Below are 24,127 nucleotides of genomic sequence, written 5' to 3'. Positions count from 1 at the left end.
TCCTTGTCGAAAGCATCATTCAGCGCACCCGGGTGGCACGCCATATCATCCAGAGCCAATCCCGCCAGCCCAGCACCGGACGCCGGGCAAACACATTGCCACCCTGCGCATGCAGTTTCTGCAAGATACGATCGCCGCCGAGAATGATCAGCCGCAGTTCGAAACCGATGCGACCACGCAGGCGCTTGCCCAGCGGGGCACCGGCCTGCAGCAGTTTGCGCGCGCGTTCGATCTGCTTGAGCATCAGCGGCGTCCACAGCCCGCCGGCGTCGCCGGCGGCAATCTGCGCTTCGGTGACACGGAAGCGGGCCAGATCTTCCTGCGGCAGGTAGACCCGCCCTTTCTGCCAGTCAATGGCCACATCCTGCAGGAAATTGATCAGTTGCAAGGCACTGCAGACGCCGTCGGACATGGCCACGCTGCGGGCATCGGTTTCGCCATACAGCGCCAGCATCAGCCTCCCGACCGGATTGGCCGAACGACGGCAATAGTCGATCAGCTCGGCAAAGTTCTGATAGCGGGTTTTCTCGACATCCTGACTGAAGGCCGACAGCAGATCATAGAACGGCGCCAGCGGCAGGGCATGGCTTTCGACCACTCGTGCCAGATCCTGCATCAGCGGCAGCGTGGCTGGCTGGCCGGCGGCGAGCAGATCGAGTTCGCTGCGCAGCGCCTGCAATGCGTCCAGCCGGGCCTGCGGCGATGCATCCCCCTCGTCGGCCAGGTCATCGGCATGGCGGGCAAAGCGGTAGATCACATGCACTGCAGCGCGCAGGCGCCTTGGCAGCAGCAGCGACCCCACCGGGAAGTTTTCGTAATGTCCGACCGACATAGTGTGCGTTATGACGAGTGGCAAACCTCGCATTATAACCGAGCCACTGCGGAAAGACTGCTGCAAAACCTGCCCGTGGCTTGTCGGATGTTCATAACCGAAAATGCAGTGCAATTGGTTTTTATATAAAACTTTGTTCTATTTATTCGCACAATGAAAGGATTGCCATGTATGTGATCTTGCTCATTTTCGGCATTCTTCATGTCATCCCTGCCCGCGCCGAACTGCCGGGCTATCTGCACCCGCTGGCACCTTCACAGGGGCTGATGGAGTCCCTGATTTACCCCATGCGCCAGCTGCTGGCCATCCTGGCTCAAACCCCGCTGTAATGCCCAAGGAAAACACCATGAACCCTCGTCACCTCGTCATCCTGCTGATTCCGCTGCTGCTGGCCGGCGCGGTACAGGCAGAGACCCTGCGCCACCTCAATCTGACCCGCAGCCAGCTGCAGCGCATCATCACCTGCAATCTGGCCACTGGCTGGTACTGCAGCCGTCTGATCATGCATGAACAGAAACCCGCCGCCAGCAACCACTGACCCCCGGAGGAAACACCATGTCCCGGCGATATTCCGCAGCCACCCTGCTGCTTGCCCTGCTACTTGCCCTGCTGCCCTCTCTGGCCCGTGCCGGCCAAAGCACCGTCCGGCCAGCCCAGCACGACCGGCACAGTCTGCTGAGCTGCAGCATGCCCAACGCCTGGTACTGTCAGGTGCTGCTGCGCAAAAAGGGACTGCGGCCCAGCCCGCCCGTCCCGCTCAATTCACTTTTTTGAACTTTTTTCACCAAACCCCTTTACAGCAGAAAATGCTGTCCCTATAATGCGCCCCACTGTTCGCAGTACGGGGGTATAGCTCAGCTGGGAGAGCGCTTGCATGGCATGCAAGAGGTCAGCGGTTCGATCCCGCTTATCTCCACCACAGTCCCTATAGTTTAGCGGTTAGAACACTGCCCTTTCACGGCGGCGGCCGGGGTTCGATTCCCCGTGGGGACGCCAGATCCAGACAAAAGCCCGATCATCCGATCGGGCTTTTTCTTTGTCCATTCCGACACATAAAAAAAGCGCGGAGCCATCAGGCACCGCGCCAGTTTCACCAAGGAAACCGCAGGTAGGGAACATCAGGAGACCCAGCCTCGGCCAGGTCAGCCATTAATCAGAAAGCCGGTACGACCGCCCCCTTGTACTTCTGCTCGATAAACTGACGGACTTCCGGCGAATTCAGCACCGCAGCCAGCTTCTTCACGGCCGGGGCATTCTTGTTGTCCGGACGGGCCACCAGCAGGTTGGCATAAGCCGAGGTGCCATTTTCCAGGGCAATCGCATCACGGGTCGGTACCAGCTTGGCTTCCAGAGCATAGTTGGTGTTGATCACCGCCAGATCGACCTGATCCAGCACGCGCGGCAACACGGCGGCATCCAGTTCGCGAATCTTCAGCTGCTTCGGATTGCTGACGATGTCCCGCGTCGTGGCCAGCAGGTTATGCGCATCCTTCAGCGTGATCAGCCCCTTGTGTTGCAGCAGCAGCAAGGCGCGGCCGACGTTGGACGGATCATTCGGAATGGCGATGGTGGCACCGCTCTGCACCTGGGCCAGACCCTTGACGCGATGCGAGTAGATACCGAAGGGCTCGACATGTACCGGCACCACCCCGACCAGATTGGTGCCATGACTCTGGTTGTACTTGTCCAGATACGGCTGATGCTGGAAGAAGTTCACGTCAATGCGCTTCTCGCTCACCTGTACATTCGGCTGCACATAGTCATCAAACACCTTGACCTGCAGATCCACTCCCTGCTGCGCCAGCTTGGGTTTGACGAATTCGAGGATCTCGGCATGCGGGATGGCGCTGGCCGCCACCGTCAGAGTCTCGGCCCGTACCGCCAGCGAAGCGAGGCCAATCAGGGCTGCAGCCAGAAAATGACGCTTTTTCAACATGGCACTTCCTTTCATTTCATTAGAATCACAACTCAGATGCCGGAACCATTCCGCATCAACGTCGGGAAAAATGTCTCACCAGCCGGTCACCGCCCCACTGCAGCAGCTGCACCAGCACAATCATCAGTAATACCGTGACCACCATCACATCCACCTGGAAGCGCTGATAGCCATAGCGAATCGCCAGATCCCCCAGGCCGCCGCCGCCAATCGCCCCTGCCATGGCCGAATAGGACACCAGTGCCACCGCGGTCACCGTGGCCGCGGCCAGCAAGCCGGGCATGGCCTCGGGCAACAGGGCGGACAGCACCACCTGGCGGCGGCGTGCCCCCATGGCCAGACAGGCCTCCACCACACCGTGATCCACCTCGCGCAGCACGTTTTCCACCAGCCGGGCATAGAACGGCGTCGCAGCCACCGTCAGCGGCGGAATGGCACCTGCCACACCGATCGAGGTCCCGATCAGCCAGACGGTCAGCGGAATCATGATGATCAGCAAAATGATGAACGGTACGGAACGCAGCACGTTCACCAGCAAAGACAGCAACTGATTCAGCACCCCTTGCTGCAGCAGGCGCTGTTTGCCGGTCAGAAACAGCAGCACCCCCAGCGGCAGACCGAGCAACACACTGAACAGCAGCGAAAACCCACTCATCACCAGGGTGTCGCGGGCGGCCTCGGCGATTTCCGGCCAGAAAATATCGTTCAGGTTCATGCCAGTACCTCATGATGGATCTGCCACTGTTCAAACTGACGCAGCACTCTGGACAAGTCGGGCACCTCGCCGACAGCTTCGACCAGCAACTGGCCATAGGGTGTGGTCTTGATATGCCCGACCGAGCCTTGCAGGATGTTGAAATGCAGGCCGGTCTGCTGCGTGACGCGGCTGAGCACCGGCTGATGGGTCGCTTCACCGACAAAGGTCAGGCGAATCAGCGGTCCGCGCGTTTCCTGACGCAAGCGCTGCAGTGCCGACTCATCCACCAGGCCCAGTTCGCCCAGCAGGCTTTGCGTCACAGCATGGCGGGGATGCAGGAACACTTCGCTCACCGTGCCGGATTCGACAATATGGCCATGGTCCAGCACCGCCACCCGGTCACACAGCTGGCGAATCACCGACATCTCATGGGTAATCAGTACGATGGTCAGCCCCAACTGCTGATTGATATCCGCCAGCAGTGCGAGAATCGACTGGGTGGTTTGCGGATCCAGCGCAGACGTTGCCTCATCGGACAGCAGGACCGTCGGACGATTGGCCAAAGCCCGTGCAATGCCGACCCGTTGCTTCTGCCCGCCCGACAACTGATGCGGATAACGGTCGCCAAGGCCGGCCAGGCCCACCAGCGCCAGCAGCTCATCGACCCGTTCCCGGATCACGGCGGTGCGCCGTTCGCCGGCCAGTCGCAGCGGAAAGGCCACGTTCTGGGCCACGGTTTTGGAGTGCAGCAGATTAAAATGCTGGAAAATCATGCCAATGCGGCGGCGATGCTCCGGCAGTTCGCGTGGCGGCAAAGCGGTCAGGTCGATGCCATCGACCAGCACCTGCCCTGAATCCGGCCGCTCCAGCAGATTCAGGCAGCGGATCAGGGAACTCTTGCCGGCCCCCGAGCGTCCGATGACGCCGAAAATCTCCCCCTGCGCCACCTGCAGACTGACATCCGTCAGCGCCTGCACCGACTGGCCGCCGCTGCGGTAGGACTTGTTGACATGCTCTATGCTAATCACGATGAATTCCGTCTGGCTGGCAATGTGCATACTGTATCCTGCCACCCTCATTCCCGAAAATTATTTATATTTTTATTTTTATTCTTTTTAGGAATATGACATGCAAAATGAACGCCAGCAGGTCATATGAATCCAATAGGCTTTCATTCCACCCAGAGCCCCCCATGCCCCGTTTCCCTTTTCTTGTCACGCCGTTACTGCTGGCCTCCCTGCTGTTGTCCCCCGCCAGCCAGGCTGCCGGTGCCGGCTGCGCCCTGCGCGACGGAGAGCGCCTGTTGCTGGTACAGGGCGGCCCGGCCAATCAGTGGTCGCTGCCGGCCGGCTACATCGACGGCGAGGAAACCGGCCAGCAGGCCGCGGCGCGTGAAACCCTGGAGGAGACCGGACTGGCGGTCCGCGTCGGATTGCGACTTCCGGGCTTTGGTGAATCATTCCGTCTGTACGCCTGCCAGACCCTGCAACCCATGCCGATCAGCGATGACCGGCTCAACCTGCTGAACGCACCGCATCTGGGCAGCGAGGTCATCCAGGCGGGGCTCTTCACCCGCCAGCAGGCGGCGGCCCTGCCGCTGCGCTACCCGGCCCAGATTGCGCGCCTGTTCGACCAGCTCGACAGCATTCCGGACAGTCAGACCGAGGACCATGCGGACTTCCGTCAGGCTGCCCCGGCCATCCAGCAGCAGGAACTACCGCTGATCCAGGCCCTGCAACAGGCCACCCCTGGCTGGGGCGGATTTTTCCGCAGCGGCAGCTTTCTTGGCGAGGTCTGGTTCTATGTCCTGTGCCTGCCCTTCGTCGCCCTGGCGCTCGGCCGCCGCTACCTGCACCGCATGGCCTACTGGCTGGCGCTGCTATCCATGCTGACCCAGGGGCTGAAATCGCTGCTGGCCCTGCCACGGCCCTTTCATTACCTGCCGGCACTGAGCGAACGCGGCGCCGCAGGCTTCGGCATGCCCAGCGGACATGCCTTCAGTGCCCTGTTTTTTCTCGGCGCACTGGCCTTCTGGTGCCGCGCCAGGCTGCCACTGAAGTGGACCCTGCCCCTGGCCCTCCTGCTGGCGACCTGGACCGCCATGGCCCGTGTCTGGCTCGGCGTGCACTTCATCTCCGACGTCCTGGCCGGCCTGACGCTGGCCGCGCTGCTGATCGCGCTGGAACGCTGGCAATGGCGCCACGAAGCCCATGCCGCGCAGCCTGCCGAATGCCGGCGCCTGCCCTGGCTGCTACTGGCACTGGCCAGCCTGATCGTCGGCGTGATCACCCGACAGGCGACACAATTGCTGCCGCTGGGTCTGGCGCTGGGTTATGCCCTGCCGACAAGGCGCGACATGCTCGGCGTCATGCGCTGGCCGGAAACCGGATGGATGCTGGCCGGGCTGCTGCTGGTGCTGGCCACGAGCCTGGGCAGCATTCAGTTGCTGACCACCTTCTGGCAGCAGGCGCTGGCGGGATTACTGGGTTTCCTGCTGCTGGGGGCCTGGGCGGCACAGGGGGCACAGTGGAGTTGGCAGGCAATACACCGCCGCAGTCGCTAGAATGAATGGCCAGAAGAACAAACAGGACACAGCATGAACAAGATCGCACTGATCGGTGGCAGTGGCTTCATCGGCAGACATATCGCCAACCGGCTGAATCAGCGGGGATGGCAGCTGAGCATTGCCAGCCGCAAGACCGGCTTGCAGCTGCACCCCCTGCAGGTCTTGCCGCGGGTACAACTCAGTCGGGTCGACCTGCAGTCAGCAACCGCCATGGCGGACTGGCTGGCCGGGCACGATGCGGTCATCAGCATGGCCGGCATTTTGCATGGCAGCCGTCAGCAATTTCAGGCGGTTCACGCCGACCTGCCTGCCCGCATCGTCGAAGCCTGCCGGACGGCCGGGGTACCGCGTTTGCTGCATATCAGTGCCCTGGGCGCCGCCACGGATGCGCCCAGCCTCTACCAGCAAAGCAAGGCCGCTGGCGAACAGGCCGTGCGCGACAGCGGGCTGGACTGGACCATTCTGCGACCTTCGGTGGTTTTTGGGCGCGGCGACAACTTTCTCACCCTGTTTGTCCGGCTCAACCGGCTGTTTCCCCTGATCCCGCTGGCCGGCGCCCAGACCCGCTTCCAGCCGGTCTGGGTCGAAGACGTCGCCCATGCCGTTGAGGCCGCCCTGGATACCCCGGCCAGTATCCGGCAGACGCTCGATCTGGTCGGCCCTCAGCGCTACACCCTGGCAGAACTGGTGCGTTATACCGGCCGGCTGAGCGGCCACCCCAGGCCGGTCTGGCCGATGCCGATGGCGCTGGGCATGCTGCAGGCCGGGCTGCTGGCCTGTCTGCCAGGCGAACCGCTGATGAGCCGCGACAACCTGCGCTCGCTGGCGCGCGACAACATCAGCGATCAGGGCTTTCCGCAGGCACTGCTGGGCTTTGCGCCACAGGCCCTGGAAGCCATCGCGCCGGACTGGCTCAAGCCGGCACGATAAGACGCCGCACCGTCAGGGGCGCGCCCAGGCAGCCAGTGCGGCAATATCCGCCGGCGAAGTGCGGCAGCAGCCGCCAATCAGGCGGGCACCCGCCTGCTGCCAGCCACGCGCCGCGCTGGCAAAGGCCTGCGGATCACGCTCGCCATGCCAGCACTTGCCGTTCGGATCATAGTGTTCACCCGAATTGGGGTAGACCAGCAGCGGCTTGCTCGTGGCAGACCGCGCTGACTGCAGCAGCTCAGGGACAAAGCCGGGGGCCGTACAGTTGAGCCCGACGGCCAGCACCTGATCGAACCCTTCCAGTGCAGCCAGACAATCTGCCAGCAGCTCCCCCTGGCTATTGTGCCGGCCATCCCGGCAGGAAAAACTGATCCAGGCGCGCGCCTGCGGAAACTCGCCCAGCAGGCGCGCCAGCGCCCGGGCCTCGCTCAGGCAAGGCACCGTCTCGCAGGCCAGCAAGTCCGGCCCCGCCGCCAGCAACTCGGCCATGCGCGGCCGGTGAAAGGCCATCAGTCCCTCCTCATCCAGCGCATAGTCCCCGCGATACTCCGAGCCATCCGCCAGCATGGCGCCATACGGCCCCACCGAGGCGGCCACCAGCGGTTTCAGCCGGCCGGCGCGATGCGCCGGTTCGGCCCAGAAGGCGTCACGCGCCTCGCGCGCCAGTTCGACCGCACGCCGCATCAGACCGGCGGCGGCCTCATGATCCAGCCCCCGGCGGGCAAAGCCCTCGAATGTGGCCTGATAGCTGGCCGTGGTGGCCACATCGGCCCCGGCGGAAAAATAATCGGCATGCACCTGACGAATCAGCGCCGGCTGCTCAATCAGCACCCGCGCCGACCACAGGGGATCGTTCAGATCGCAGCCACGCGCCTCCAGCTCGGTGGCCAGCGCACCATCCAGCACCATCACTGCCTGTTGCTGCAAAAACGGCAGCAATCCCGCCTCATTCAAGCTCATGCCTTTTCCTCCGCTAACGCGGTTGACGGCGCCAGAAAGCCAGCAAGTCCGCCTGGGTAATCAGCCCCAGGTAATGGCTACGGTCCACCACCAACGCGACATAGCCATCATTGAACACTTGAAGCAGGTCTTGCAAGCCGGCATCCGGCTGCAGCGTCTTGACCTCCGAGCTCATTGTCTGCGACACCTTCTGCTGGAAGTTCTCCGGTTCGCCATGAACCGAGAGCAGCAGATCCCACTCGTCGATGATGCCGACCACCGTCTCATCGGCCAGCACCGGCAACTGCGACACATCGAACTGGCGCATGCGCTGATACACCTGGGCCAGGGTCTCGTCCGGACGGCACACCACCGACTGTCCGAGATCATGGCGGCGCGGGATCAGGTCCAGCAAGGTGCCCACCTGAGGCAGCTGGATCATGCCCTGATCCTGCAACCAGTCATCCGAATACATTTTCGACAGATATTTGTTACCGCTGTCGCAGACAAAGGTCACCACGCGCTTGGGCTCGGTCTGCTCGCGACAATAGCGCAAGGCCGCCGCCACCAGCGTGCCGGAGGAAGAGCCGGCCAGTACGCCCTCCTTCTGCAGCAACAGACGCGCCGTCTCGAAACTCTCGCGGTCGGAAATGCGGAAGGCGCGGCGCACACGCGACAGGTCGGCCTGCGGCGGTACAAAATCTTCACCCACGCCCTCGACCAGCCAGCTGCCGGCCTCGCCGTGGTGACCGGTCTCGACATAGTCGGCGAGGATCGACCCCTGCGGATCGGCCAGGACGAACGCCGTCTCCGGTGATTCACGACCAAAGAAGCGTGACAAGCCGGTCAGCGTGCCGCTGGAACCAACCCCGACCACGATGGCATCAACCTCATGGCCCATTTGCTGCCAGATTTCCGGTGCCGTGCCGGTTTCATGTGCCAGCGGGTTGGCCGGATTGTTGAACTGGTCAATGTAGTACGCCCCCGGCGTCTCATTGGCGATGCGCTGTGCCAGATCCTGGTAGTAGTCAGGGTGCCCCTTGCCAACGTCCGAACGCGTCAGCACCACCTCGGCGCCAAGCGCCTGCAGGTGAAGCACCTTCTCGCGGCTCATCTTGTCCGGCACCACCAGAATCAGTCTGTAGCCCTTCTGCGCGGCCACCAGCGCCAGGCCGAGACCGGTGTTGCCGGCGGTGGCCTCGACAATGGTGCCGCCGGGCTGCAGCAAGCCATCGCGCTCGGCGGCGGCAATCATCGCCAGCCCGACCCGATCCTTGATCGAGCCGCCCGGATTATGGCTCTCCAGCTTGAGAAACAGCTGGCAGGGTCCGGTGTCCAGATGATTGACCCGCAACAACGGGGTTTGGCCGATCAGATTCAGTACCGACGCATTCGACATGACCTTCTCTCCTGTCTGCCTTGTGACGCTCCCCGACCCGCTGGCCAAGGATGAAATAACGGTTGAAGTAATAAAAATGATGCATTTGATTCCTCCTGATTCTATTGGAGGCAAAAAAAATCAGGCATGCGCACTGGCCTGGCAAAAACTGTAGAACAGCACCAGATCCGGATCCTTGGCCAACTGCGCCAACTCGGCTTGCATGCCCGCCACCAGCGCCTGATCGACCCGGCCACTGGCCAGCAACTGCTCGACCGCGGACAGCAGCAATTCGCTCCAGTACAGCAGCACCTCATGACGGCGTCGCGGATCACGGGCATCCAGATGCCAGGTCTTGACCTCGGTGCGTACGTCGCGGAACCCCTGGCGCAGCAGCATCTGGCCCAGCTTGACACCGACAAACGGATCGCCGCCCAGCGCCAGCTGATGATCATTGAACGCCAGCCAGTACTGCTGCAGATGCGGCGAGTACGGCGACACGAAGAACGTGGCGTTCATCACCTCGGTGGCATAGACACGCCCGCCGGGGCGCAACACGCGCCGCACCTCGGACAAGACCTGCTCGGGTTCGGGCACATGCTCCAGCACCCAGCACAGAAAGGCCGCATCAAAACTGGCGGGGGCAAACGCCAGATGGCCGGCATCCATCTGCATCAGCTCCGTTCGCCCTTCAGCCAGCGGATTTTCCAGCAAGCGGGCACGCGCACTGGCCAGCTGTTGCTGACTGTAGTCGATGCCCGTAATGCGCAGATCCGGAAAACGACGCAGCAGGATCTCGGTCTGTGCGCCCACCCCGCAACCTACCTCAAGCAAATGACAACAACGTGCCAGGTCGATATCCCGATACAGCTCGCTCTCCAGGAAACGGGCCTGACGCGCCAGACGCGCCTGCTCCGCCGGAGAAAAACCGTGAAGATAAGGAAACTCGCCAAACAGGGTTGCCAATTGCTCAGTCTGCATGAATCACTCCATGGTAAAGATCATAAGACTATATCATTTTTATTTTTTATTTCAATAAAGAATATGTAAGTGGCAAAAAACCCCTCCATTACCAGTCGTCACAGGACACTGGCACGAGGGGCTACGTTCAGCTTGCGATCAGTGCGCTCAAGCCAAGGAACGCAAACGATCCAGCCGCAGACGATGGCGCGAGTCGGTCAGACGGTATACCCCGCCCAGCACCGCCGCCAGCGCCCCCAGCCCGGTGCCGCCGCCAATCAGGAACAGGATCAGGATCTGGTATTTGACCGCCTGGGCCGGCGGCACACCACCAAGGATCTGGCCGGTCATCATGCCCGGCAGCGCCACCACGCCGGAGGCAGACATGACATTGATGATCGGCAGCATGGCCGCCACGAGCGCCTCGCGGGTGACCGGCGCCAGTGCCGAGCGGCGATCATGCCCCAGCATCAGCCGTGCCTCGATGGCGGCCCGGCGGTTATACAGACCGTTGGCCAGTCCGTTCATCCCCAGTCCGATGCCGGTCATGGTATTGCCGAGAATCATGCCCAGCAGCGGAATGGCATAGCGCGGGTCGTACCAGGGATCGGGCCGCAGTGCCGTGGTCAAGGCAAAAATCGTCACCAGTGCAGCCGCCAGGAACATGCTGCCGGTACCGAGCCCATAGCCCCACCAGCCAGCCATCGGCCGCTGCTGGCGCGACACCGCCTCGTGCCCGGCAAACCCCACCATGGTCAGGGCTGCCAGCAGGGTCGCCAGCGGCGAAACCCAGGCAAACAGCTTGACCAGCACCCAGCCCATCAGCGACAGCTGCAACACCATGCGCAAGGCGGCCACCAGCAGTTTGCGCTCCAGCCCCAGATGCAGCCGCAGCGACAAGGCCGCATTGGTCAGCACCAGCACACTGGCCAGCAACAGGTCGCCGTACCCCAGTTGGATATACCCAGTCATCACAGTGCCTCCGCGACAAACTGACTGCCATCCCAACGCAGACAGCGCCGTGCCACCCGCGTCACCTGGGCCGGATCATGACTGACCCACACCACGGCCAGCCCCTGCGCCAGCTGATCGGCCACCAGCGACTCCACCAGCCCGACGGCCGCGGCATCCAGGGCGGCAGTCGGCTCATCCAGCAACAGCACCGCAGGCCGATTCATCAGGGCACGCACCAGCGCCAGCCGTAAACGCTCGCCACTGGAAGGCCGGGTCATCGGCCAGGCATTGGCATCGGCCGGCAAACCGAGCCGGGTGACCAGTGGCTGAGCGGCAGCCCAGTCATCAAAATGCTGGCCGACGGTATCGGCCCACCAGCCGGGTTCGGCCGGCACATAGCCGACACGCCGCCGCCACTGCGGGGCCGGCATGGCATCGCGCACGGCACCTGCCAGCCGGACCTCGCCTTCATTGGGGTCCAGATCGGCAATGGCACGCAGCAGCAGGGACTTGCCACAGCCGGAGGGACCGGCAATCGCCAGGCACTCACCGGCCGCCAGCGAAAAGGACACCGGCAGCAAGCCGGTGCGCCGCAAGGCACGGACTTCCATCAACATGAGAGGGATAAACCAGGGTCAATGATGAAGTCGATAGTATAAGGCAGTTACATCGAGCCACGCGCTCAGCCATGCCGTGCCAGCAGCAGGCGAGTCTCCAGCCAGGCCTCGAACTCGCGGGCCGGCATGGGCCTGGCGTAGAAAAAGCCCTGGAAGTCATCACAATGCAAGTGGCGCAGAAAATCTGCCTGGGCCGGGGTCTCCACGCCCTCGGCGATGGTGGACAACCCCAGTGCCCGCGCCACCGCCAGAATGGCCTCGACAATCGCGGCATCGTTGGCATCTTCCGGTACACCCCGCACAAAAGCCTGGTCGATTTTCAGCCGGTCGACCGGAAACTGTTTCAGATAGCTGAGGTTAGAATAACCGGTACCGAAGTCATCAATCGCCATCCGCACTCCCAGCGCTTTCAGACGATTGAGCTGGTTGAGCGTGGCAATCGAGTTGCGCATCAGGGCGCTTTCGGTAATTTCGAACTCCAGATGCCCGGGCGCCAGCTGATTGGCATTGAGCGCCTGCAGGATGATTTCGAACAACTGCGGATCCTGCAGCTGCAGGGGGGACAGATTCACCGACATGGTCTCCACCCCCAGCTCAAGCCAGCGCGCCATCTGCCGGCAAGCCTCGCGGATCACCCAGGCGCCGAGCGGCACGATCAGGCCAGTCTCTTCGGCAATCGGAATGAACTCCACCGGGCTGACGAGGCCGCGCACCGGGTGATTCAATCTGAGCAAAGCCTCGACGCCCGTCAGTACCCCGCTGTCGGCGGCCACCTGCGGCTGGTAAAACAGCTCGAAATGCTCATGTTCCAGCGCCTGCATCAACTCGGAAGACAGACTGAGACGATCACGCGTGCGCTCGTTCAACTCACGCACATAAAAGCGCAGATGATTCCCCCCGCACTCGGCGGCATCCATGCGGGCACTGTCGGCATGCTTGAGCAAGGTACTGAAGTCATCACCATCCAGCGGGTAGAGCGCAATGCCAATACAGATTGTCTGGCTGATCTTGATGCCATCCAGCTCATAGACCCGCGAAGCCGCCTTGAGCAACTGACTGGCAACCTCTTCAGCCTGCCGGGCATGGGAAAGTGCGGGCAGCAGCGCCACGAAAGCGCCACCAGACAAGCGCGACAGCACACTTTGTTCATCCAGCACCTCACTGAAGCGCTCGGCCATGATCTTCAGCACCTGATCCCCGGCGCCATGCCCCAGTGACTCGTTGACGTAGTGAAAGCGATCCAGATTGATACTGAGCATGGCCACCATCTGATCGTGCTCGCCTGCATAGGCAATCGCCGCCTCGGCGTGCTCCTGCAGCACATTGCGATTGGGCAGACGGGTCAGCAGGTCATAACGCTTCATCCACTGCAACTCTTCCTTGGCACGGTGTTCCGACAGATCACTGACCACTTCAAAGTAATGGCTGACCTGGCCAAGCTCATCGCGAATCACATAAATCTTGGCCCAGCAGGGAAACAGCTCGCCATCCTTGCGCCGGTCCCAGACCTCTCCCTGCCAGCACCCGTCCTTCATCAGGCAGTCCCACATTTCGCGGTAGAACGCACTGCCATGCCGCCCGGAGCGCAGCATGCGCGGATGCTGGCCGACCAGCTCCTCCTGGGCATAACCGAACAGCGTGGTAATCGCCCGGTTGGCCATCAGGATGATGTTGCCGCGATCGCAGATCAAAATGCCGTCACGGCTTTCATCAAACACCCTGGCCAGCAGTTTCATGCGCTCGAGCGTGGCGCTCTGCCGCTCGGCCTCATGCAGGTTTTTCAGCGCAAACGAGACCTCCTTGCCCACCTCGAGCATCAGCCCGACCACCTCTTCATCGAAGAAATCGCGCTCGCTGGCATAAGCGGTCAGGGTTCCCTGAAACCCGCCACCGCCAATGACCATGGACACACAGCTGTGCAGGCCATGGACCAGCGCCACACGCGCCCCGTCCACCAGCGGATTGTCCAGTGTGGCGAAGTCATTGATGATGACCGGGTTGCGACTCTGCCATGCCCGCCCTGCCGGCGTACCCGCCTCGATCAACTGGTTCCAGCTGTAATTGGACAACTCATCCAGAAAGTCGCTGGCATAGCCGGCATAGGCCAGCGGACGCACCGCCCCCCCCAGTCCTTCTTGCGGGGAACCAACCCACACCAGCCGGAACAGGCCGATCTTCAGCATGGCCTGGCACACCAGACTGAACAGTTCCTGCTTTGTCCGGGCGTGAATGATGGCCTGATTCGAGGCGCTGAGCACGGCATACATGGCCTGGCGACGACGCAGCGACTGCTCCATCTGCTTGCGCTCGCGGATATCGTGCACCATCGCCAGCACCACATCCTGCTCGCCGATCCGCGCCTGCTGCAGCGTCACCTCGACCCAGAACGTCGCGCCGTTCTGATGGCGTCCCAGCCAGTCAAAACGCTGCGGCCCTTCGGTCATGACCTTGAGCAGTTTGACCCGGGCCTCCGCCTCGGTATAAGGCAGGACATTGGACGACAACTGCCCGACGCTCATGGTACGCAAGACATCGGGAGCATAGCCGTACAGATCGCTGGCACGCTGATTGACATCCAGAATCTGCCCGGTCACCGGATGATGAATGAAGACTGCCTCGCTGACGGCATTAAAGACATGGCGAAAGCGTTGCTCGCTTTCGCGCAAGGCGCGCAGGGAACCCTGCCAGCCAAGGCGGATCACACGATAGGCCAACAAGGCCGCCACGGCGGACAACAGCCCCACCCCGGCCAGCAGGAATGCCAGCGCATGCCGCTCCTGCGGCAAACCGGGCACCGGCCACAGCATGGGCAACAAGCCCAGACCAGCCAGGACGGCCAGCAGCAAAAAAGCCATCAACAACCCGCGCAATTGATGCAAGCTCAAGACCTCGTTTCGATGCCAGACGCCCGCCGGGGACGCCAAAAAAATGTCAGTATCTTACGGTTAATTTATAAACTAATTATTCCGGGTTAAAAGTCAGAATTTTTCACGCCGCCGATTGCTGCGTAGCAATATTTTTTCGAGCTGTCACACTAATTTCTGGCCTACATTTGATTTATGTGGGAGCAGAGCAACGCGCCCCATGCTTGAATGGCGGATTGACAAATCCATCCAGAAGGTTGGGCCAGGATGTTGAAGAAGCAGCAAATGATCACCGTAGACGGCAATGAGGCCTGCGCCTCGGTCGCCTACCGCAGCAATGAAATCGCCGTGATTTATCCGATCACGCCCTCGTCGACCATGGGTGAACTGGCCGACCAGTGGGCCGCTGAAGGGCGCCGCAACCTGTGGGGCGTGGTACCGGAAATCACCGAGATGCAGTCCGAGGGCGGCGCCGCCGGCGCGGTGCACGGCGCCATTCAGGCCGGGGCAATGGGCACGACCTTTACCGCCTCGCAGGGCCTGCTGTTGATGATCCCCAATATGTACAAAATCGCCGGCGAACTGACGCCGTTCGTGATGCATGTCTCGGCACGCACGCTGGCGACCCATGCCCTGTCGATCTTCGGCGACCATTCTGACGTGATGGCCACCCGCCAGACCGGCTTTGCCATGCTGGCCTCGGCCTCGGTGCAGGAGGCTCAGGACATGGCCGCCATCGCCCAGTCCGCCACCCTGAAGACACGCGTGCCTTTCCTGCACTTCTTCGATGGCTTCCGCACCTCGCACGAAGTCGCCAAGATCCACTATCTCGATGACGAGACCCTGGGCGCCCTGCTGGACGACGAGCAGGTACACGCCATGCGTCATCGCGCACTCAGCCCGGACCATCCGGTGGTGCGCGGCACGGCACAGAACCCCGACACCTTTTTCCAGGCGCAGGAGGCACGCAACCCGTTCTACGACGTCTGTGCCGCCACCGTACAGCAGGAAATGGACCGCTTTGCCGCCCTCACCGGCCGGCAATACAAGCTGTTCGACTATGTCGGCGCGGCCGATGCCGAACAGGTGATCGTCATGATGGGCTCGGGTGCCGAAGTGGCCGACATGACCAGCCTGGCGCTCAACCGGGCCGGCAGCAAGACCGGCGTCCTGAAGGTTCGCCTCTATCGCCCCCTGTCAGCCCGCGACCTGGTGAATGCCCTGCCGCCCTCGGTACGCTCGATCGCCGTCCTGGACCGCTGCAAGGAACCAGGCAGCCTGGGCGAACCGCTGTATCTGGATGTCATCGCCGCGCTGGAAGAAGGCCGTGCCGCCGGCTGGCTGCCGCAGGACTTCCGCCCGCAGGTCATTGGCGGCCGCTACGGGCTGGCCTCGAAAGAATTCACCCCGGCCATGGTCAAGGCGGTATTCGACGAACTGACCGCCAGCCAGCCGAAGCGCCACTTCACCGTGGGCATCAATGATGATGTGACCGGGTTGTCGCTCAAGGTGGACGATCGCTTCCATCTGCGCGAAGACGGCGAACAATGCGCGGTCTTCTTCGGCCTGGGTTCCGATGGCACGGTGGGTGCCAACAAGAATTCGATCAAGATCATCGCCGACAACACCCCGCTGTATGCCCAGGGCTATTTTGTCTACGACTCGAAGAAATCAGGCGCGGTCACCATTTCGCACCTGCGCTTCTGCCCGCAGCCCATCCAGTCGAGCTACCTGGTGCAGGAAGCCCAGTTTGTCGCCTGCCACCACTTTGTCTTCCTCGACCGCTACGATGTGCTGCAATACGCGGCCCACGGCGCCACCCTGCTGCTGAATGCCCCCCATGCGCCCGATCAGTTGTGGGCACAGTTGCCGCGCAGCGTACAGCAACAGATTCTCGACAAACAGCTCAAGGTCTGGACCATCGATGCCCGCGCCGTGGCACAGGCCACCGGCATGGGCAACCGCATCAACACCATCATGCAGACCTGCTTCTTTGCCCTGTCGGCCGTGCTGCCGCGCGAAGAAGCCATCGCCCAGATCAAGAAGGCCATCGAGAAGACTTACAGCCGCAAGGGTCGTGCGGTGGTGGAAAAGAACTTCGCCGCCGTCGACCAGACACTGGCCGGCCTGCATGAAGTGCCGCTCGGCAGCCAGGCCGACGCGCGTCGCGACCTGCCGCCGATCGTACCGGCCAATGCGCCGGACTTCGTCCAACGCGTCACCGCCATGATGCTGGCCGGCAAGGGCGACCTGCTGCCGGTCAGCGCCTTCCCGGTCGATGGCACCTGGCCGGTCGGCACCGCCAAATACGAAAAGCGCAATATCGCCGACGAAATTCCGGTCTGGGAGCCGTCGCTGTGCATCCAGTGCAACAAGTGCACCATGGTGTGCCCGCATGCCGCCATCCGCGTCAAGGGGGTGGCCAACAGCGAACTGGAACAGGCGCCTGCCACGCTCAAGTCCATGCCCTACAAGGGGGCCGAAGCCAAGGGTGGCGCCTATCTGCTGCAAGTAGCACCAGAAGACTGCACCGGCTGCACCCTGTGTCTCAAGGTCTGCCCCGGCAAGGACAAGGCCAATCCGGAGCGACTGGCACTGGCCATGGCCCCCAAGGCACCGCTGGTTGCCGACGAACACGACAACTTCGAGTTCTTCCTCGGCCTGCCGGAGTTTGAGCGCGCCGACATCAAGCTGAGCCTGAAGACCACCCAGCTGATCCAGCCGCTGTTCGAGTTTTCCGGCGCCTGCCTGGGCTGCGGCGAAACGCCTTACGTCAAACTGCTGACACAGCTGTTCGGTGACCGCACACTGATCGCCAACGCCACCGGCTGCTCGTCGATTTTCGGCGGCAACCTGCCGACCACGCCGTTCACCACCGACCGTGCCGGTCGAGGACCGGCCTGGTCCAACTCGCTGTTTGAGGACAATGCCGAGTTCGGCATGGGCTTCCGCCTGGCGCTGGACCAGCACAAAACGCACGCCCATGAACTGCTGCGTCAGTTGGCACCCACCCTGCCGGCCGATCTGGCCGACAGCCTGATCCATGCCGATCAAAGCAGCGATGCCGGCATCAAGGCACAGCGCGAGCGCGTCGACGCCCTGCGCTCGGCACTGACCGGGCGCCAGGATCCGGCTGCCATCCGCCTGCTGGCTTTGTGCGACTACCTGGTGGAAAAGGTGGTGTGGATCGTTGGTGGCGACGGCTGGGCCTATGACATCGGCTACGGCGGCCTGGACCATGTCCTGGCCTCGGGGCGCAACGTCAACATCCTGGTGATGGATACCGAGGTGTACTCCAACACCGGTGGCCAGCAATCCAAGGCCACCCCGCTGGGGGCCGCCGCGAAGTTCGCCACCGCCGGCAAGGTACGACCCAAGAAGGATCTGGGTCAGATCGCCATGACCTATGGCAATGTCTACGTCGCCTCGGTGGCCTTTGGCGCCAAGGATGTGCAGACGGTACGTGCCCTGCAGGATGCCGTCAGCTATGACGGCGTCTCGCTGATCATCGCCTACGCCCACTGCATCGCACACGGCTATGACATGGGTGATGGTCTGGAACGGCAGAAAGCCGCCGTACAGGCCGGCTACTGGCCGCTGTATCGCTACGACCCGCGCAAGATCGCCACAGGGGAAAATCCGTTCAAGCTGGACAGCGCCGAGCCCACCCTGCCGCTGGCCGATTTCATGGAGAGCGAAGGCCGTTTCCGCATCACCGAACGCGCCCACCCCGAGCACTACCAGAGCATGGTGCAAGAGGCGGACAACCAGATGCGGCAACGCTATGCCCACCTGAAGCAAATGGCTGGCAGCGGCGAAGAAGGTAGCGACAGCTGACCCTGCTTCGGCATCCTTCACGCCCCCGCCAGCCTGCTGCCGGGGGCGTTTTGCTGCCCATCGGGACAGCCTGCACCTCAGATCTGGGTTTCCCGATGCCGTGGCGTGCCCGCCGTCAGGACTCGCCATGGCGCCTGCACGACAGAGACATCCGGACGGAGGGTCTTGCCGGGCGGCAAGGGCGGCAGGCCCCAGCGCGCCTGAAAGTGCGGGTAGCTCTGCGGCAGGGACTGCAGCAAGGACAGCGCAGCCTGACGCAGGCGTCTGTCCGCGCTGCGCAGCAGGGACTGCAAGGCAACACCTCGACCATCCAGACCCAGCAAGACCTGCTGCTGACCTTCGGCTGGCAAGCCTTGCAGGAGAAGGCGCAAGTCACGGATCAGTGACGGATCTTTCTTCACCAGGGCCAGCGTGACAGGCGTCAGCCCCTGTTCGTCCGTCTCACTCAGCAGCGCCTGCTGCTGCGCTGGCAACACGGTCTGCAATAAACGGGCCAATGCCGGCAACATGCCGCGCGCATGCTCCTGAATCGCAAAAAAAACGGCCTGTGATTCCTGCAACGCCTGCTGACGGTCAATCTTTGGCAACCGATCAAGCACCGGGGCAAAACCGGCAACGATTTCGGGGGTCGCAAAAGAGATGGCCAGCGTCAGCAAATGATTCCCGACCCTTGAGCGATTGTTCAGCAGTGCACGCCGCTCGCGCGCAATCAGCGGCAAGGTGGCCAATAAATGCAGGTAGGCGCTGGCCGAGGCATGCCGGGCATGGCTCATGGCGTAGTGTGCGGCATCCAGAATGCCGGGCGCCTGACAGCACAGGACAGCCAGTCGCTGATCAACAGACATGCTGAGCAGCTGCGGGGCTGTCGCCAACACGGCTTCACCCAGGTTGAGGGTCATCAGATCCATCAACACCGCAGCCGAGCAAGCCTCGGGCAAGTGGTTGGTTTTCAGTTGTGTGGTTGCAGCGTTTCGGCTCAGCGTCTCCTCACCACAATCCAGGATCATGAAATGTTGCTGCTCACCGATGAAGTAACTTTTACCTGCCGCCGGGGAAAAATCCTCCCAGCGCATCGCCCTCAAAGCCGCGACATCTCGCGGCTTGCAGCGCACCGCCTTGTTGGTCAGGTTCGGGTCGTAGAAGTGCACCACCGGCGCCGGCTTGCGCGTCAGCCACAACGCCATGACATGGGTGGTCGATGTCATCAACTTGACCCGCAAGGCCTCGCCCGACCGCGCCATCTCGTCGAACTCCTGCTGCAGGTACTCGCCAAAGCGTTCAGGGATAACAAGATGGACGGTTGAGGCACCATTCAGCAATGAGAGGTATCGCGACTCCACCTCCGCCGGAACATGGCGAACAATGGCATCGGCTGAGGCATAGTGCGACCAGTTCACTTTTGGCTGATCGCCGCCCTGCAGCAAGTCCAGTACCACCTGGGTCGCCAGGTGGCGACAAGCAATCTCTTTCTGCGTCCCCGGGAAATTCACTTTACAGTTCAGCGACGCCAACTTGTCGCCCTCAACCGACAGATACGGTCGGGATTTATCACCCACCTCACCCTGCTTGTACAGAGGAACGCCCCCCACCTTCTTCAAGATTCCACTTGGCATCGTCTTGCTCCGATTGATTGATGCGCAGAATCGTGCCATGGGGACAAGCGGCAAGCTTTGGGATTGATGCAATGACTTTGCTGCACAGCACACGACTGTCAGACAACATCAGGACTCGGCGTCGGCCTGTTGCGCCGGATGCGCCGCGATGAAAGCCGGCAGCGGCAGGCAGGCGGCTTCGATGGCCAGCAGACGCGGGTAGCCGTCCAGCGGCACGTCAAAACGGCGGGCATTGAACAGCTGAGGCACCAGGCAGCAATCGGCCATGCCAGGCTGATCGCCATGACAGAACCGGCCGCCGACCGGCTCTGCGCTCAGCAGGGCTTCCAGCGCCTGCAGACCTGCAGCGACCCAATGGCGGTACCACTGGTCACGGGCCGGCTTGTCCTGGCCCAGTACCTGCTCGAGATATTGCAGCACGCGCAGATTGTTGAGCGGATGGATGTCGCAGGCGATCTGCAGCGCCAGGGCGCGCACCCGTGCCCGACCGGCCGGATCGGCCGGCAGCAGTGGCGGGTTTGGATACACCTCATCCAGATAGTCGATGATGGCCAGTGACTGCCGGATCAACAGGCCGTCATCGGTCACCAGCGTCGGCACGGTGCCCGCCGGATTGATGGCGCGAAAGGCCGCCTGATGCTGCTGCCCGCCATCGCGCAGCAAATGCACCGGCAGCGCCTGCCAGGGCAGTTGCTTCAGATTGAGTGCGATGCGCACACGCCAGGCGGCAGAGCTGCGAAAGTAGGTATAGAGCTGCACGGTCGCCTCCTGGGGGCAGATCAATCCGGATAGGGAGCCACACGCTGTTCGATGGCACCGAACAGACTGTGTCCGGCAGTATCGAGCATCTCGATGCGCACCGTGTCACCAAAGCGCAGGAAGGGGGTGTGCGCCTGCCCGCTCTCGATGGTTTCGTACATGCGAAGCTCCGCCAGGCAACAATAGCCGACCCCGCCGTGCGCAATCGAAGAGCCGTGCAGACCGTCCTGCTTGTTGGAGACGGTACCCGAACCGATGATCGACCCGGCAGTCAGCTCGCGGGTTTTGGCCGCATGGGCGATCAGCTGCGGGAAATTGAAGGTCATGTCGACCCCGGCATCCGGCTGGCCGAACAGGGCACCGTTGACATGGACGGTCATGGGTCGGTGCAGCTTGCCATCGCGCCAGGATTCACCCAGCTCGTCCGGGGTGACGGCGACCGGACTAAAGGCTGAGGCCGGCTTGGACTGGAAGAAGCCAAAGCCCTTGGCCAGCTCGCCGGGAATCAGATGACGCAGCGACACATCGTTGACCAGCATCAGCAGGCGAATGGCGGCGGCGCTCTCGGCTTCACTGGCGCCCATGCGCACATCACCGGTAACGACCGCCACTTCGGCCTCCAGGTCGATCCCCCAGTCTTCCGAGCGGGCGTAGATCGGGTCGCGCGGGCCGACGAAAGCATCCGATCCGCCCTGGTACATCAGCGGGTCGGTCCAGAACGACGGCGGCAATTCGGCGTTGCGCGCGCGGCGTACCAGCTCGACATGGTTGACATAGGCCGAGCCATCGGCCCACTGGTAGGCGCGCGGCAGCGGGGAGTGGCAGGCAGCGGCATCGAAGGGCCGGGCCTCGGCCAGTTCGCCGCGATTGAGCGCCGCGGAGACTTCGGCCAGCTGACCGGCCACACTGTCCCAGCGGTCCAGCGCCGATTGCAGGGTGGCGGCGATCTGCGGCACGGTCACACAGTGCTGCAGATCACGACTGACCACCACCAGGGTGCCATCGCGGCCGCCTTGCTTGAGAGAAGCCAACTTCATCGGATTCCTTTCCTGTCTGGTTCAATGGCCGGCGCGCTCAAGGCTCGTCGTGCCGGCGGGCATGGCTGCCATCGTGCATCCAGCGCGCGTGTTGCGGGGCCTGTTTGGTACGATCCCATTCCTCCAGCATCGCCCACTTGACCTCATCCAGGCGCCGGTTCATGTCGCTGGTGGCGGTATTGCAGGCCAGCTCCAGCCGATGGCCATTGGGGTCGAAGAAATAGATCGACTGGAACAGGGTATGGTCGGTGGGCCCGACCACCTCGATCCCGTCTGCCTCAAGCCGGGCCTTGGTTTGCAGCAGGTCTTCCATGGTGCCGACCTCCAGCGCCAGATGCTGGGTCCAGGCAGGGGTATTGGGGTCGCGCCCCATCGGCGGCCGGGTCGGCAGCTCGAAAAACGCCAGCACATTACCATTGCCGGCATCCAGGAACACATGCATATAGGGATCGGGCTCTCCGGTGGACGGCACCTTGTCTTCGGCGATCGCCAGAATGAAGCGCATGTCGAGGTACTTGCCGTACCATTCGACGGTTTGTTTGGCGTTGTGGCAGCGGTAGGCCACATGATGAATCTTGCGGATCTGCATCGCGAAGTCCTCCGGACGGATGCTGTTATTGAAGCCCAGGCAGATTTATTGTACAAACCGTATTATTTAATATATTTATCAGATTTCATGATGAGCATCTCGCTTCGCCAATTGCGGGCCTTTGTCGCTGTCGCCCGCAGCGGCAGCTTCACGCTGGCCGCCGACAAGCTGTTTGTCACGCAATCGGCGCTGAGCGGCCTGATCAAGGAGCTGGAAAACAGTCTCGGCCTGCGACTGTTCGACCGTACCACGCGCCGCATCCAGCTGTCCGAGGTGGGGCGCAGCCTGTACCCGCGTGTCGACAAGATTCTGCTGGATCTGGATGGCGTACTGGAGGAAGCCAGCAATCTGCGCACACTCAAGACCGGCTCGGTCAGCATTGCGGCCCCGCAACTGATGGCAGCCACTTTCCTGCCCGAAGTCATGGCGGCTTTCTCGGCGCACCACCCAGGGATCCAGGTGCGCCTGGTCGACTGCGTGGTAGAGAACATCATGACCGCGGTCTTCTCCGGCGAGGCCGATCTCGGCATCGGCCCGGAACGAACGCAGAATTCGGATATTCAGGCCTCACTGCTTTTTGACCTGCCCTTCATGGCGGTCTGTCCGGCCAGCCATCCGCTGGCACGGGAAGACCGGGTACGCTGGCGTGACTTGCTGGCGCAGCCCTTCATCTCGCTGCGCGGCGAGTTTACCGAACGGCTGTCGGGGGAGTTGCATGCCGTATTCCGCGACCAGGCACTGACGCCGGGCACCGAGGTCAGCTTCATGTCGACGGCCTTGTCGATGGTCAGTGCCGGACTGGGGGTCACCAGTTGCATGGCCTACGCAGCCAGCATGGTGTCTTTGCATGGCCTGGTGATGCGCCCGCTGATCGAGCCCGAAGTCACCAGACGGTTCTTCGTTTACACCCGCAAGGAGCGCGCCGCCTCGCCGGCGGCCCGCCAGTTCAACGACTTCCTGCGCCAGTATCTCGCCCACCCCCGTTTTGCCCTGCCCGTTCACGGCACAGCGCCTGAGGAGCCACACCATGTCTGAGCCCGCCTTTTCTGACCGCCTCGATGCGCTGCTCGACTGGTTTGGTCGTTTATCACCGCAGACGCTGCCGCTGATCGATCACTTCTACGCCGAGCAAGTGCAATTTCAGGATCCGTTCAATCGTGTCAACGGGCGCAGCGATCTGCGGCGGCTGTTCCAGCACATGTTCGACAGCAGCGAGTCGGCTCGCTTCGTCATTGCCGATCGCCTGCTGGACGGCCGGCAGGCCTTTGTCACCTGGGATTTCCATTGCCGCATCCGTGGCCGCGACTATCACATTCATGGTGGCAGCCATCTGCGCTTCGATGCCGCCGGGACGGTGGTATGGCATCGCGACTATTGGGATGCTGCCGAGGAATTGCTGCAGAAGCTGCCGCTGATCGGTGTGCCGGTACGCTGGCTGCGCCGTCTGTTCAGGGTTCCGGGCCTGAGCGAGGGCCCGCCGCAGGAAAGCAGGTTTTGATTTAATACAATAACTAAAAGATATTGGCATTATTTAACCAAACATCTTATTGACCTCGTGTCCTATTGTCTGGCAGGATGGTTCATTCTGCCCGCCTTCACGAGGACGTTGATCGTTTGCT

Annotated in this window: 22 protein-coding genes and 2 tRNA genes; 10 read left to right on the top strand and 14 right to left on the bottom strand. The window is 62.3% G+C overall.

All coding sequences use genetic code 11. The features are described from left to right. Window positions 1–19 precede the first annotated feature (19 nt). Window positions 20–832 carry a squalene synthase HpnC gene (gene hpnC / locus AACH39_RS01375; protein WP_215776513.1) on the bottom strand — a complete coding sequence of 271 codons (813 nt, stop codon included), beginning with the start codon at window positions 830–832 and terminating at the stop codon, window positions 20–22. A gap of 167 nt (window positions 833–999) precedes the next feature. Between hpnC and AACH39_RS01370 the strand changes: the two genes are divergently transcribed. The 5 genes from AACH39_RS01370 to AACH39_RS01350 all read left to right on the top strand — a co-directional run bounded on the left by AACH39_RS01370 (window position 1,000) and on the right by AACH39_RS01350 (window position 1,828). Then, on the top strand, window positions 1,000–1,161 hold the full coding sequence (locus AACH39_RS01370) for a hypothetical protein (protein WP_215776514.1): 162 nt from the start codon (window positions 1,000–1,002) through the stop codon (window positions 1,159–1,161). Between the two features lie 17 nt (window positions 1,162–1,178). Continuing rightward, the gene (locus AACH39_RS01365; protein ID WP_215776515.1) at window positions 1,179–1,370 is read left to right on the top strand and encodes a hypothetical protein; all 192 of its coding nucleotides are present in this window, start codon (window positions 1,179–1,181) and stop codon (window positions 1,368–1,370) included. A 17-nt stretch (window positions 1,371–1,387) separates the two neighbouring features. Then, complete coding sequence (locus AACH39_RS01360; protein WP_215776516.1) at window positions 1,388–1,606, top strand: hypothetical protein; 219 nt, start codon at window positions 1,388–1,390, stop codon at window positions 1,604–1,606. A gap of 69 nt (window positions 1,607–1,675) precedes the next feature. Next, window positions 1,676–1,751 (top strand) — tRNA-Ala (locus AACH39_RS01355). Between the two features lie 2 nt (window positions 1,752–1,753). Beyond that, window positions 1,754–1,828, top strand: a tRNA-Glu gene (locus AACH39_RS01350). A gap of 157 nt (window positions 1,829–1,985) precedes the next feature. Here the strand turns inward: AACH39_RS01350 and AACH39_RS01345 are convergent. The 3 genes from AACH39_RS01345 to AACH39_RS01335 are packed head-to-tail and all read right to left on the bottom strand — an operon-like array spanning window position 1,986 to window position 4,523. Further along, complete coding sequence (locus tag AACH39_RS01345) at window positions 1,986–2,768, bottom strand: MetQ/NlpA family ABC transporter substrate-binding protein (RefSeq protein WP_215776518.1); 783 nt, start codon at window positions 2,766–2,768, stop codon at window positions 1,986–1,988. Between the two features lie 55 nt (window positions 2,769–2,823). Beyond that, window positions 2,824–3,483 carry a methionine ABC transporter permease gene (locus AACH39_RS01340; protein ID WP_215776520.1) on the bottom strand — a complete coding sequence of 220 codons (660 nt, stop codon included), beginning with the start codon at window positions 3,481–3,483 and terminating at the stop codon, window positions 2,824–2,826. Then, window positions 3,480–4,523, bottom strand: a complete 1,044-nt coding sequence (locus AACH39_RS01335; protein ID WP_305798418.1) for an ATP-binding cassette domain-containing protein — start codon at window positions 4,521–4,523, stop codon at window positions 3,480–3,482. The genes AACH39_RS01340 and AACH39_RS01335 overlap by 4 nt, the downstream gene beginning before the upstream one ends. Window positions 4,524–4,657: 134 nt before the next feature. On the opposite strand from AACH39_RS01335, the gene AACH39_RS01330 reads away from it, so the two are divergent. Both AACH39_RS01330 and AACH39_RS01325 read left to right on the top strand, forming a co-directional pair. Further along, on the top strand, window positions 4,658–6,028 hold the full coding sequence (locus AACH39_RS01330; RefSeq protein WP_338620731.1) for a phosphatase PAP2 family protein: 1,371 nt from the start codon (window positions 4,658–4,660) through the stop codon (window positions 6,026–6,028). Between the two features lie 33 nt (window positions 6,029–6,061). Further along, window positions 6,062–6,961, top strand: a complete 900-nt coding sequence (locus tag AACH39_RS01325) for a complex I NDUFA9 subunit family protein (protein WP_338620730.1) — start codon at window positions 6,062–6,064, stop codon at window positions 6,959–6,961. A 12-nt stretch (window positions 6,962–6,973) separates the two neighbouring features. Here the strand turns inward: AACH39_RS01325 and mmuM are convergent, their stop codons facing one another. From mmuM to AACH39_RS01295, 6 genes are all read right to left on the bottom strand, one after another. Further along, the gene (gene mmuM / locus AACH39_RS01320; protein WP_338620728.1) at window positions 6,974–7,921 is read right to left on the bottom strand and encodes a homocysteine S-methyltransferase; all 948 of its coding nucleotides are present in this window, start codon (window positions 7,919–7,921) and stop codon (window positions 6,974–6,976) included. A gap of 13 nt (window positions 7,922–7,934) precedes the next feature. Next, on the bottom strand, window positions 7,935–9,299 hold the full coding sequence (locus AACH39_RS01315) for a cystathionine beta-synthase (protein ID WP_338620727.1): 1,365 nt from the start codon (window positions 9,297–9,299) through the stop codon (window positions 7,935–7,937). Window positions 9,300–9,419: 120 nt separating this feature from the next. After that, window positions 9,420–10,259, bottom strand: coding sequence for a methyltransferase domain-containing protein (locus tag AACH39_RS01310; RefSeq protein ID WP_338620726.1), 840 nt, complete (start codon window positions 10,257–10,259; stop codon window positions 9,420–9,422). 147 nt (window positions 10,260–10,406) lie between these two features. After that, window positions 10,407–11,210, bottom strand: coding sequence for an ABC transporter permease (locus AACH39_RS01305; protein ID WP_338620725.1), 804 nt, complete (start codon window positions 11,208–11,210; stop codon window positions 10,407–10,409). Next, entirely contained in the window at window positions 11,210–11,809 is a 600-nt protein-coding gene (locus AACH39_RS01300; RefSeq protein ID WP_215776535.1) for an ATP-binding cassette domain-containing protein, read from the bottom strand. Before AACH39_RS01300 ends, AACH39_RS01305 begins: the two co-directional genes overlap by 1 nt. A gap of 65 nt (window positions 11,810–11,874) precedes the next feature. After that, window positions 11,875–14,664, bottom strand: coding sequence for an EAL domain-containing protein (locus tag AACH39_RS01295; protein WP_215776537.1), 2,790 nt, complete (start codon window positions 14,662–14,664; stop codon window positions 11,875–11,877). A 294-nt stretch (window positions 14,665–14,958) separates the two neighbouring features. On the opposite strand from AACH39_RS01295, the gene nifJ reads away from it, so the two are divergent. After that, window positions 14,959–18,510, top strand: coding sequence for a pyruvate:ferredoxin (flavodoxin) oxidoreductase (nifJ, locus tag AACH39_RS01290; protein WP_338620724.1), 3,552 nt, complete (start codon window positions 14,959–14,961; stop codon window positions 18,508–18,510). A 77-nt stretch (window positions 18,511–18,587) separates the two neighbouring features. Here the strand turns inward: nifJ and AACH39_RS01285 are convergent, their stop codons facing one another. The 4 genes from AACH39_RS01285 to AACH39_RS01270 form a co-directional block, all read right to left on the bottom strand. Then, complete coding sequence (locus tag AACH39_RS01285; protein WP_338620723.1) at window positions 18,588–20,123, bottom strand: ShET2/EspL2 family type III secretion system effector toxin; 1,536 nt, start codon at window positions 20,121–20,123, stop codon at window positions 18,588–18,590. Between the two features lie 108 nt (window positions 20,124–20,231). Continuing rightward, on the bottom strand, window positions 20,232–20,882 hold the full coding sequence (gene maiA / locus AACH39_RS01280; protein ID WP_338620722.1) for a maleylacetoacetate isomerase: 651 nt from the start codon (window positions 20,880–20,882) through the stop codon (window positions 20,232–20,234). A 20-nt stretch (window positions 20,883–20,902) separates the two neighbouring features. Continuing rightward, entirely contained in the window at window positions 20,903–21,919 is a 1,017-nt protein-coding gene (locus AACH39_RS01275) for a fumarylacetoacetate hydrolase family protein (RefSeq protein ID WP_215776547.1), read from the bottom strand. Window positions 21,920–21,956: 37 nt separating this feature from the next. Beyond that, window positions 21,957–22,508 (bottom strand): VOC family protein, encoded by a 552-nt coding sequence (locus AACH39_RS01270; RefSeq protein WP_215776551.1) that lies wholly within the window; start codon window positions 22,506–22,508, stop codon window positions 21,957–21,959. Window positions 22,509–22,595: 87 nt separating this feature from the next. Here AACH39_RS01270 and AACH39_RS01265 point away from each other — a divergent pair, with 87 nt between their 5' ends. Together AACH39_RS01265 and AACH39_RS01260 are read left to right on the top strand one after the other, a co-directional pair. Then, complete coding sequence (locus AACH39_RS01265) at window positions 22,596–23,543, top strand: LysR substrate-binding domain-containing protein (protein WP_338620721.1); 948 nt, start codon at window positions 22,596–22,598, stop codon at window positions 23,541–23,543. Then, on the top strand, window positions 23,536–24,006 hold the full coding sequence (locus AACH39_RS01260) for a nuclear transport factor 2 family protein (protein WP_338620720.1): 471 nt from the start codon (window positions 23,536–23,538) through the stop codon (window positions 24,004–24,006). The genes AACH39_RS01265 and AACH39_RS01260 overlap by 8 nt, the downstream gene beginning before the upstream one ends. The last annotated feature ends 121 nt before the right edge of the window (window positions 24,007–24,127 follow it).

Source organism: Paludibacterium flexuosum (assembly GCF_037076605.1).
In the GTDB taxonomy this organism is placed as follows: Bacteria; Pseudomonadota; Gammaproteobacteria; order Burkholderiales; family Chromobacteriaceae; genus Paludibacterium.
This window is presented reverse-complemented; position numbering and strand designations above follow the sequence as displayed.

Excerpts from the sequence above, each read along its gene's own strand:
- hpnC (WP_215776513.1), bottom strand. The coding sequence starts at position 832 with ATGTCGGTCGGACATTACGAAAACTTCCCGGTGGGGTCGCTGCTGCTG.
- AACH39_RS01370 (WP_215776514.1), top strand. The coding sequence starts at position 1,000 with ATGTATGTGATCTTGCTCATTTTCGGCATTCTTCATGTCATCCCTGCC.
- AACH39_RS01365 (WP_215776515.1), top strand. The coding sequence starts at position 1,179 with ATGAACCCTCGTCACCTCGTCATCCTGCTGATTCCGCTGCTGCTGGCC.
- AACH39_RS01360 (WP_215776516.1), top strand. The coding sequence starts at position 1,388 with ATGTCCCGGCGATATTCCGCAGCCACCCTGCTGCTTGCCCTGCTACTT.
- AACH39_RS01345 (WP_215776518.1), bottom strand. The coding sequence starts at position 2,768 with ATGTTGAAAAAGCGTCATTTTCTGGCTGCAGCCCTGATTGGCCTCGCT.
- AACH39_RS01340 (WP_215776520.1), bottom strand. The coding sequence starts at position 3,483 with ATGAACCTGAACGATATTTTCTGGCCGGAAATCGCCGAGGCCGCCCGC.
- AACH39_RS01335 (WP_305798418.1), bottom strand. The coding sequence starts at position 4,523 with ATGCACATTGCCAGCCAGACGGAATTCATCGTGATTAGCATAGAGCAT.
- AACH39_RS01330 (WP_338620731.1), top strand. The coding sequence starts at position 4,658 with ATGCCCCGTTTCCCTTTTCTTGTCACGCCGTTACTGCTGGCCTCCCTG.
- AACH39_RS01325 (WP_338620730.1), top strand. The coding sequence starts at position 6,062 with ATGAACAAGATCGCACTGATCGGTGGCAGTGGCTTCATCGGCAGACAT.
- mmuM (WP_338620728.1), bottom strand. The coding sequence starts at position 7,921 with ATGAGCTTGAATGAGGCGGGATTGCTGCCGTTTTTGCAGCAACAGGCA.
- AACH39_RS01315 (WP_338620727.1), bottom strand. The coding sequence starts at position 9,299 with ATGTCGAATGCGTCGGTACTGAATCTGATCGGCCAAACCCCGTTGTTG.
- AACH39_RS01310 (WP_338620726.1), bottom strand. The coding sequence starts at position 10,259 with ATGCAGACTGAGCAATTGGCAACCCTGTTTGGCGAGTTTCCTTATCTT.
- AACH39_RS01305 (WP_338620725.1), bottom strand. The coding sequence starts at position 11,210 with ATGACTGGGTATATCCAACTGGGGTACGGCGACCTGTTGCTGGCCAGT.
- AACH39_RS01300 (WP_215776535.1), bottom strand. The coding sequence starts at position 11,809 with ATGTTGATGGAAGTCCGTGCCTTGCGGCGCACCGGCTTGCTGCCGGTG.
- AACH39_RS01295 (WP_215776537.1), bottom strand. The coding sequence starts at position 14,664 with ATGGCTTTTTTGCTGCTGGCCGTCCTGGCTGGTCTGGGCTTGTTGCCC.
- nifJ (WP_338620724.1), top strand. The coding sequence starts at position 14,959 with ATGATCACCGTAGACGGCAATGAGGCCTGCGCCTCGGTCGCCTACCGC.
- AACH39_RS01285 (WP_338620723.1), bottom strand. The coding sequence starts at position 20,123 with ATGCCAAGTGGAATCTTGAAGAAGGTGGGGGGCGTTCCTCTGTACAAG.
- AACH39_RS01275 (WP_215776547.1), bottom strand. The coding sequence starts at position 21,919 with ATGAAGTTGGCTTCTCTCAAGCAAGGCGGCCGCGATGGCACCCTGGTG.
- AACH39_RS01270 (WP_215776551.1), bottom strand. The coding sequence starts at position 22,508 with ATGCAGATCCGCAAGATTCATCATGTGGCCTACCGCTGCCACAACGCC.
- AACH39_RS01265 (WP_338620721.1), top strand. The coding sequence starts at position 22,596 with ATGATGAGCATCTCGCTTCGCCAATTGCGGGCCTTTGTCGCTGTCGCC.
- AACH39_RS01260 (WP_338620720.1), top strand. The coding sequence starts at position 23,536 with ATGTCTGAGCCCGCCTTTTCTGACCGCCTCGATGCGCTGCTCGACTGG.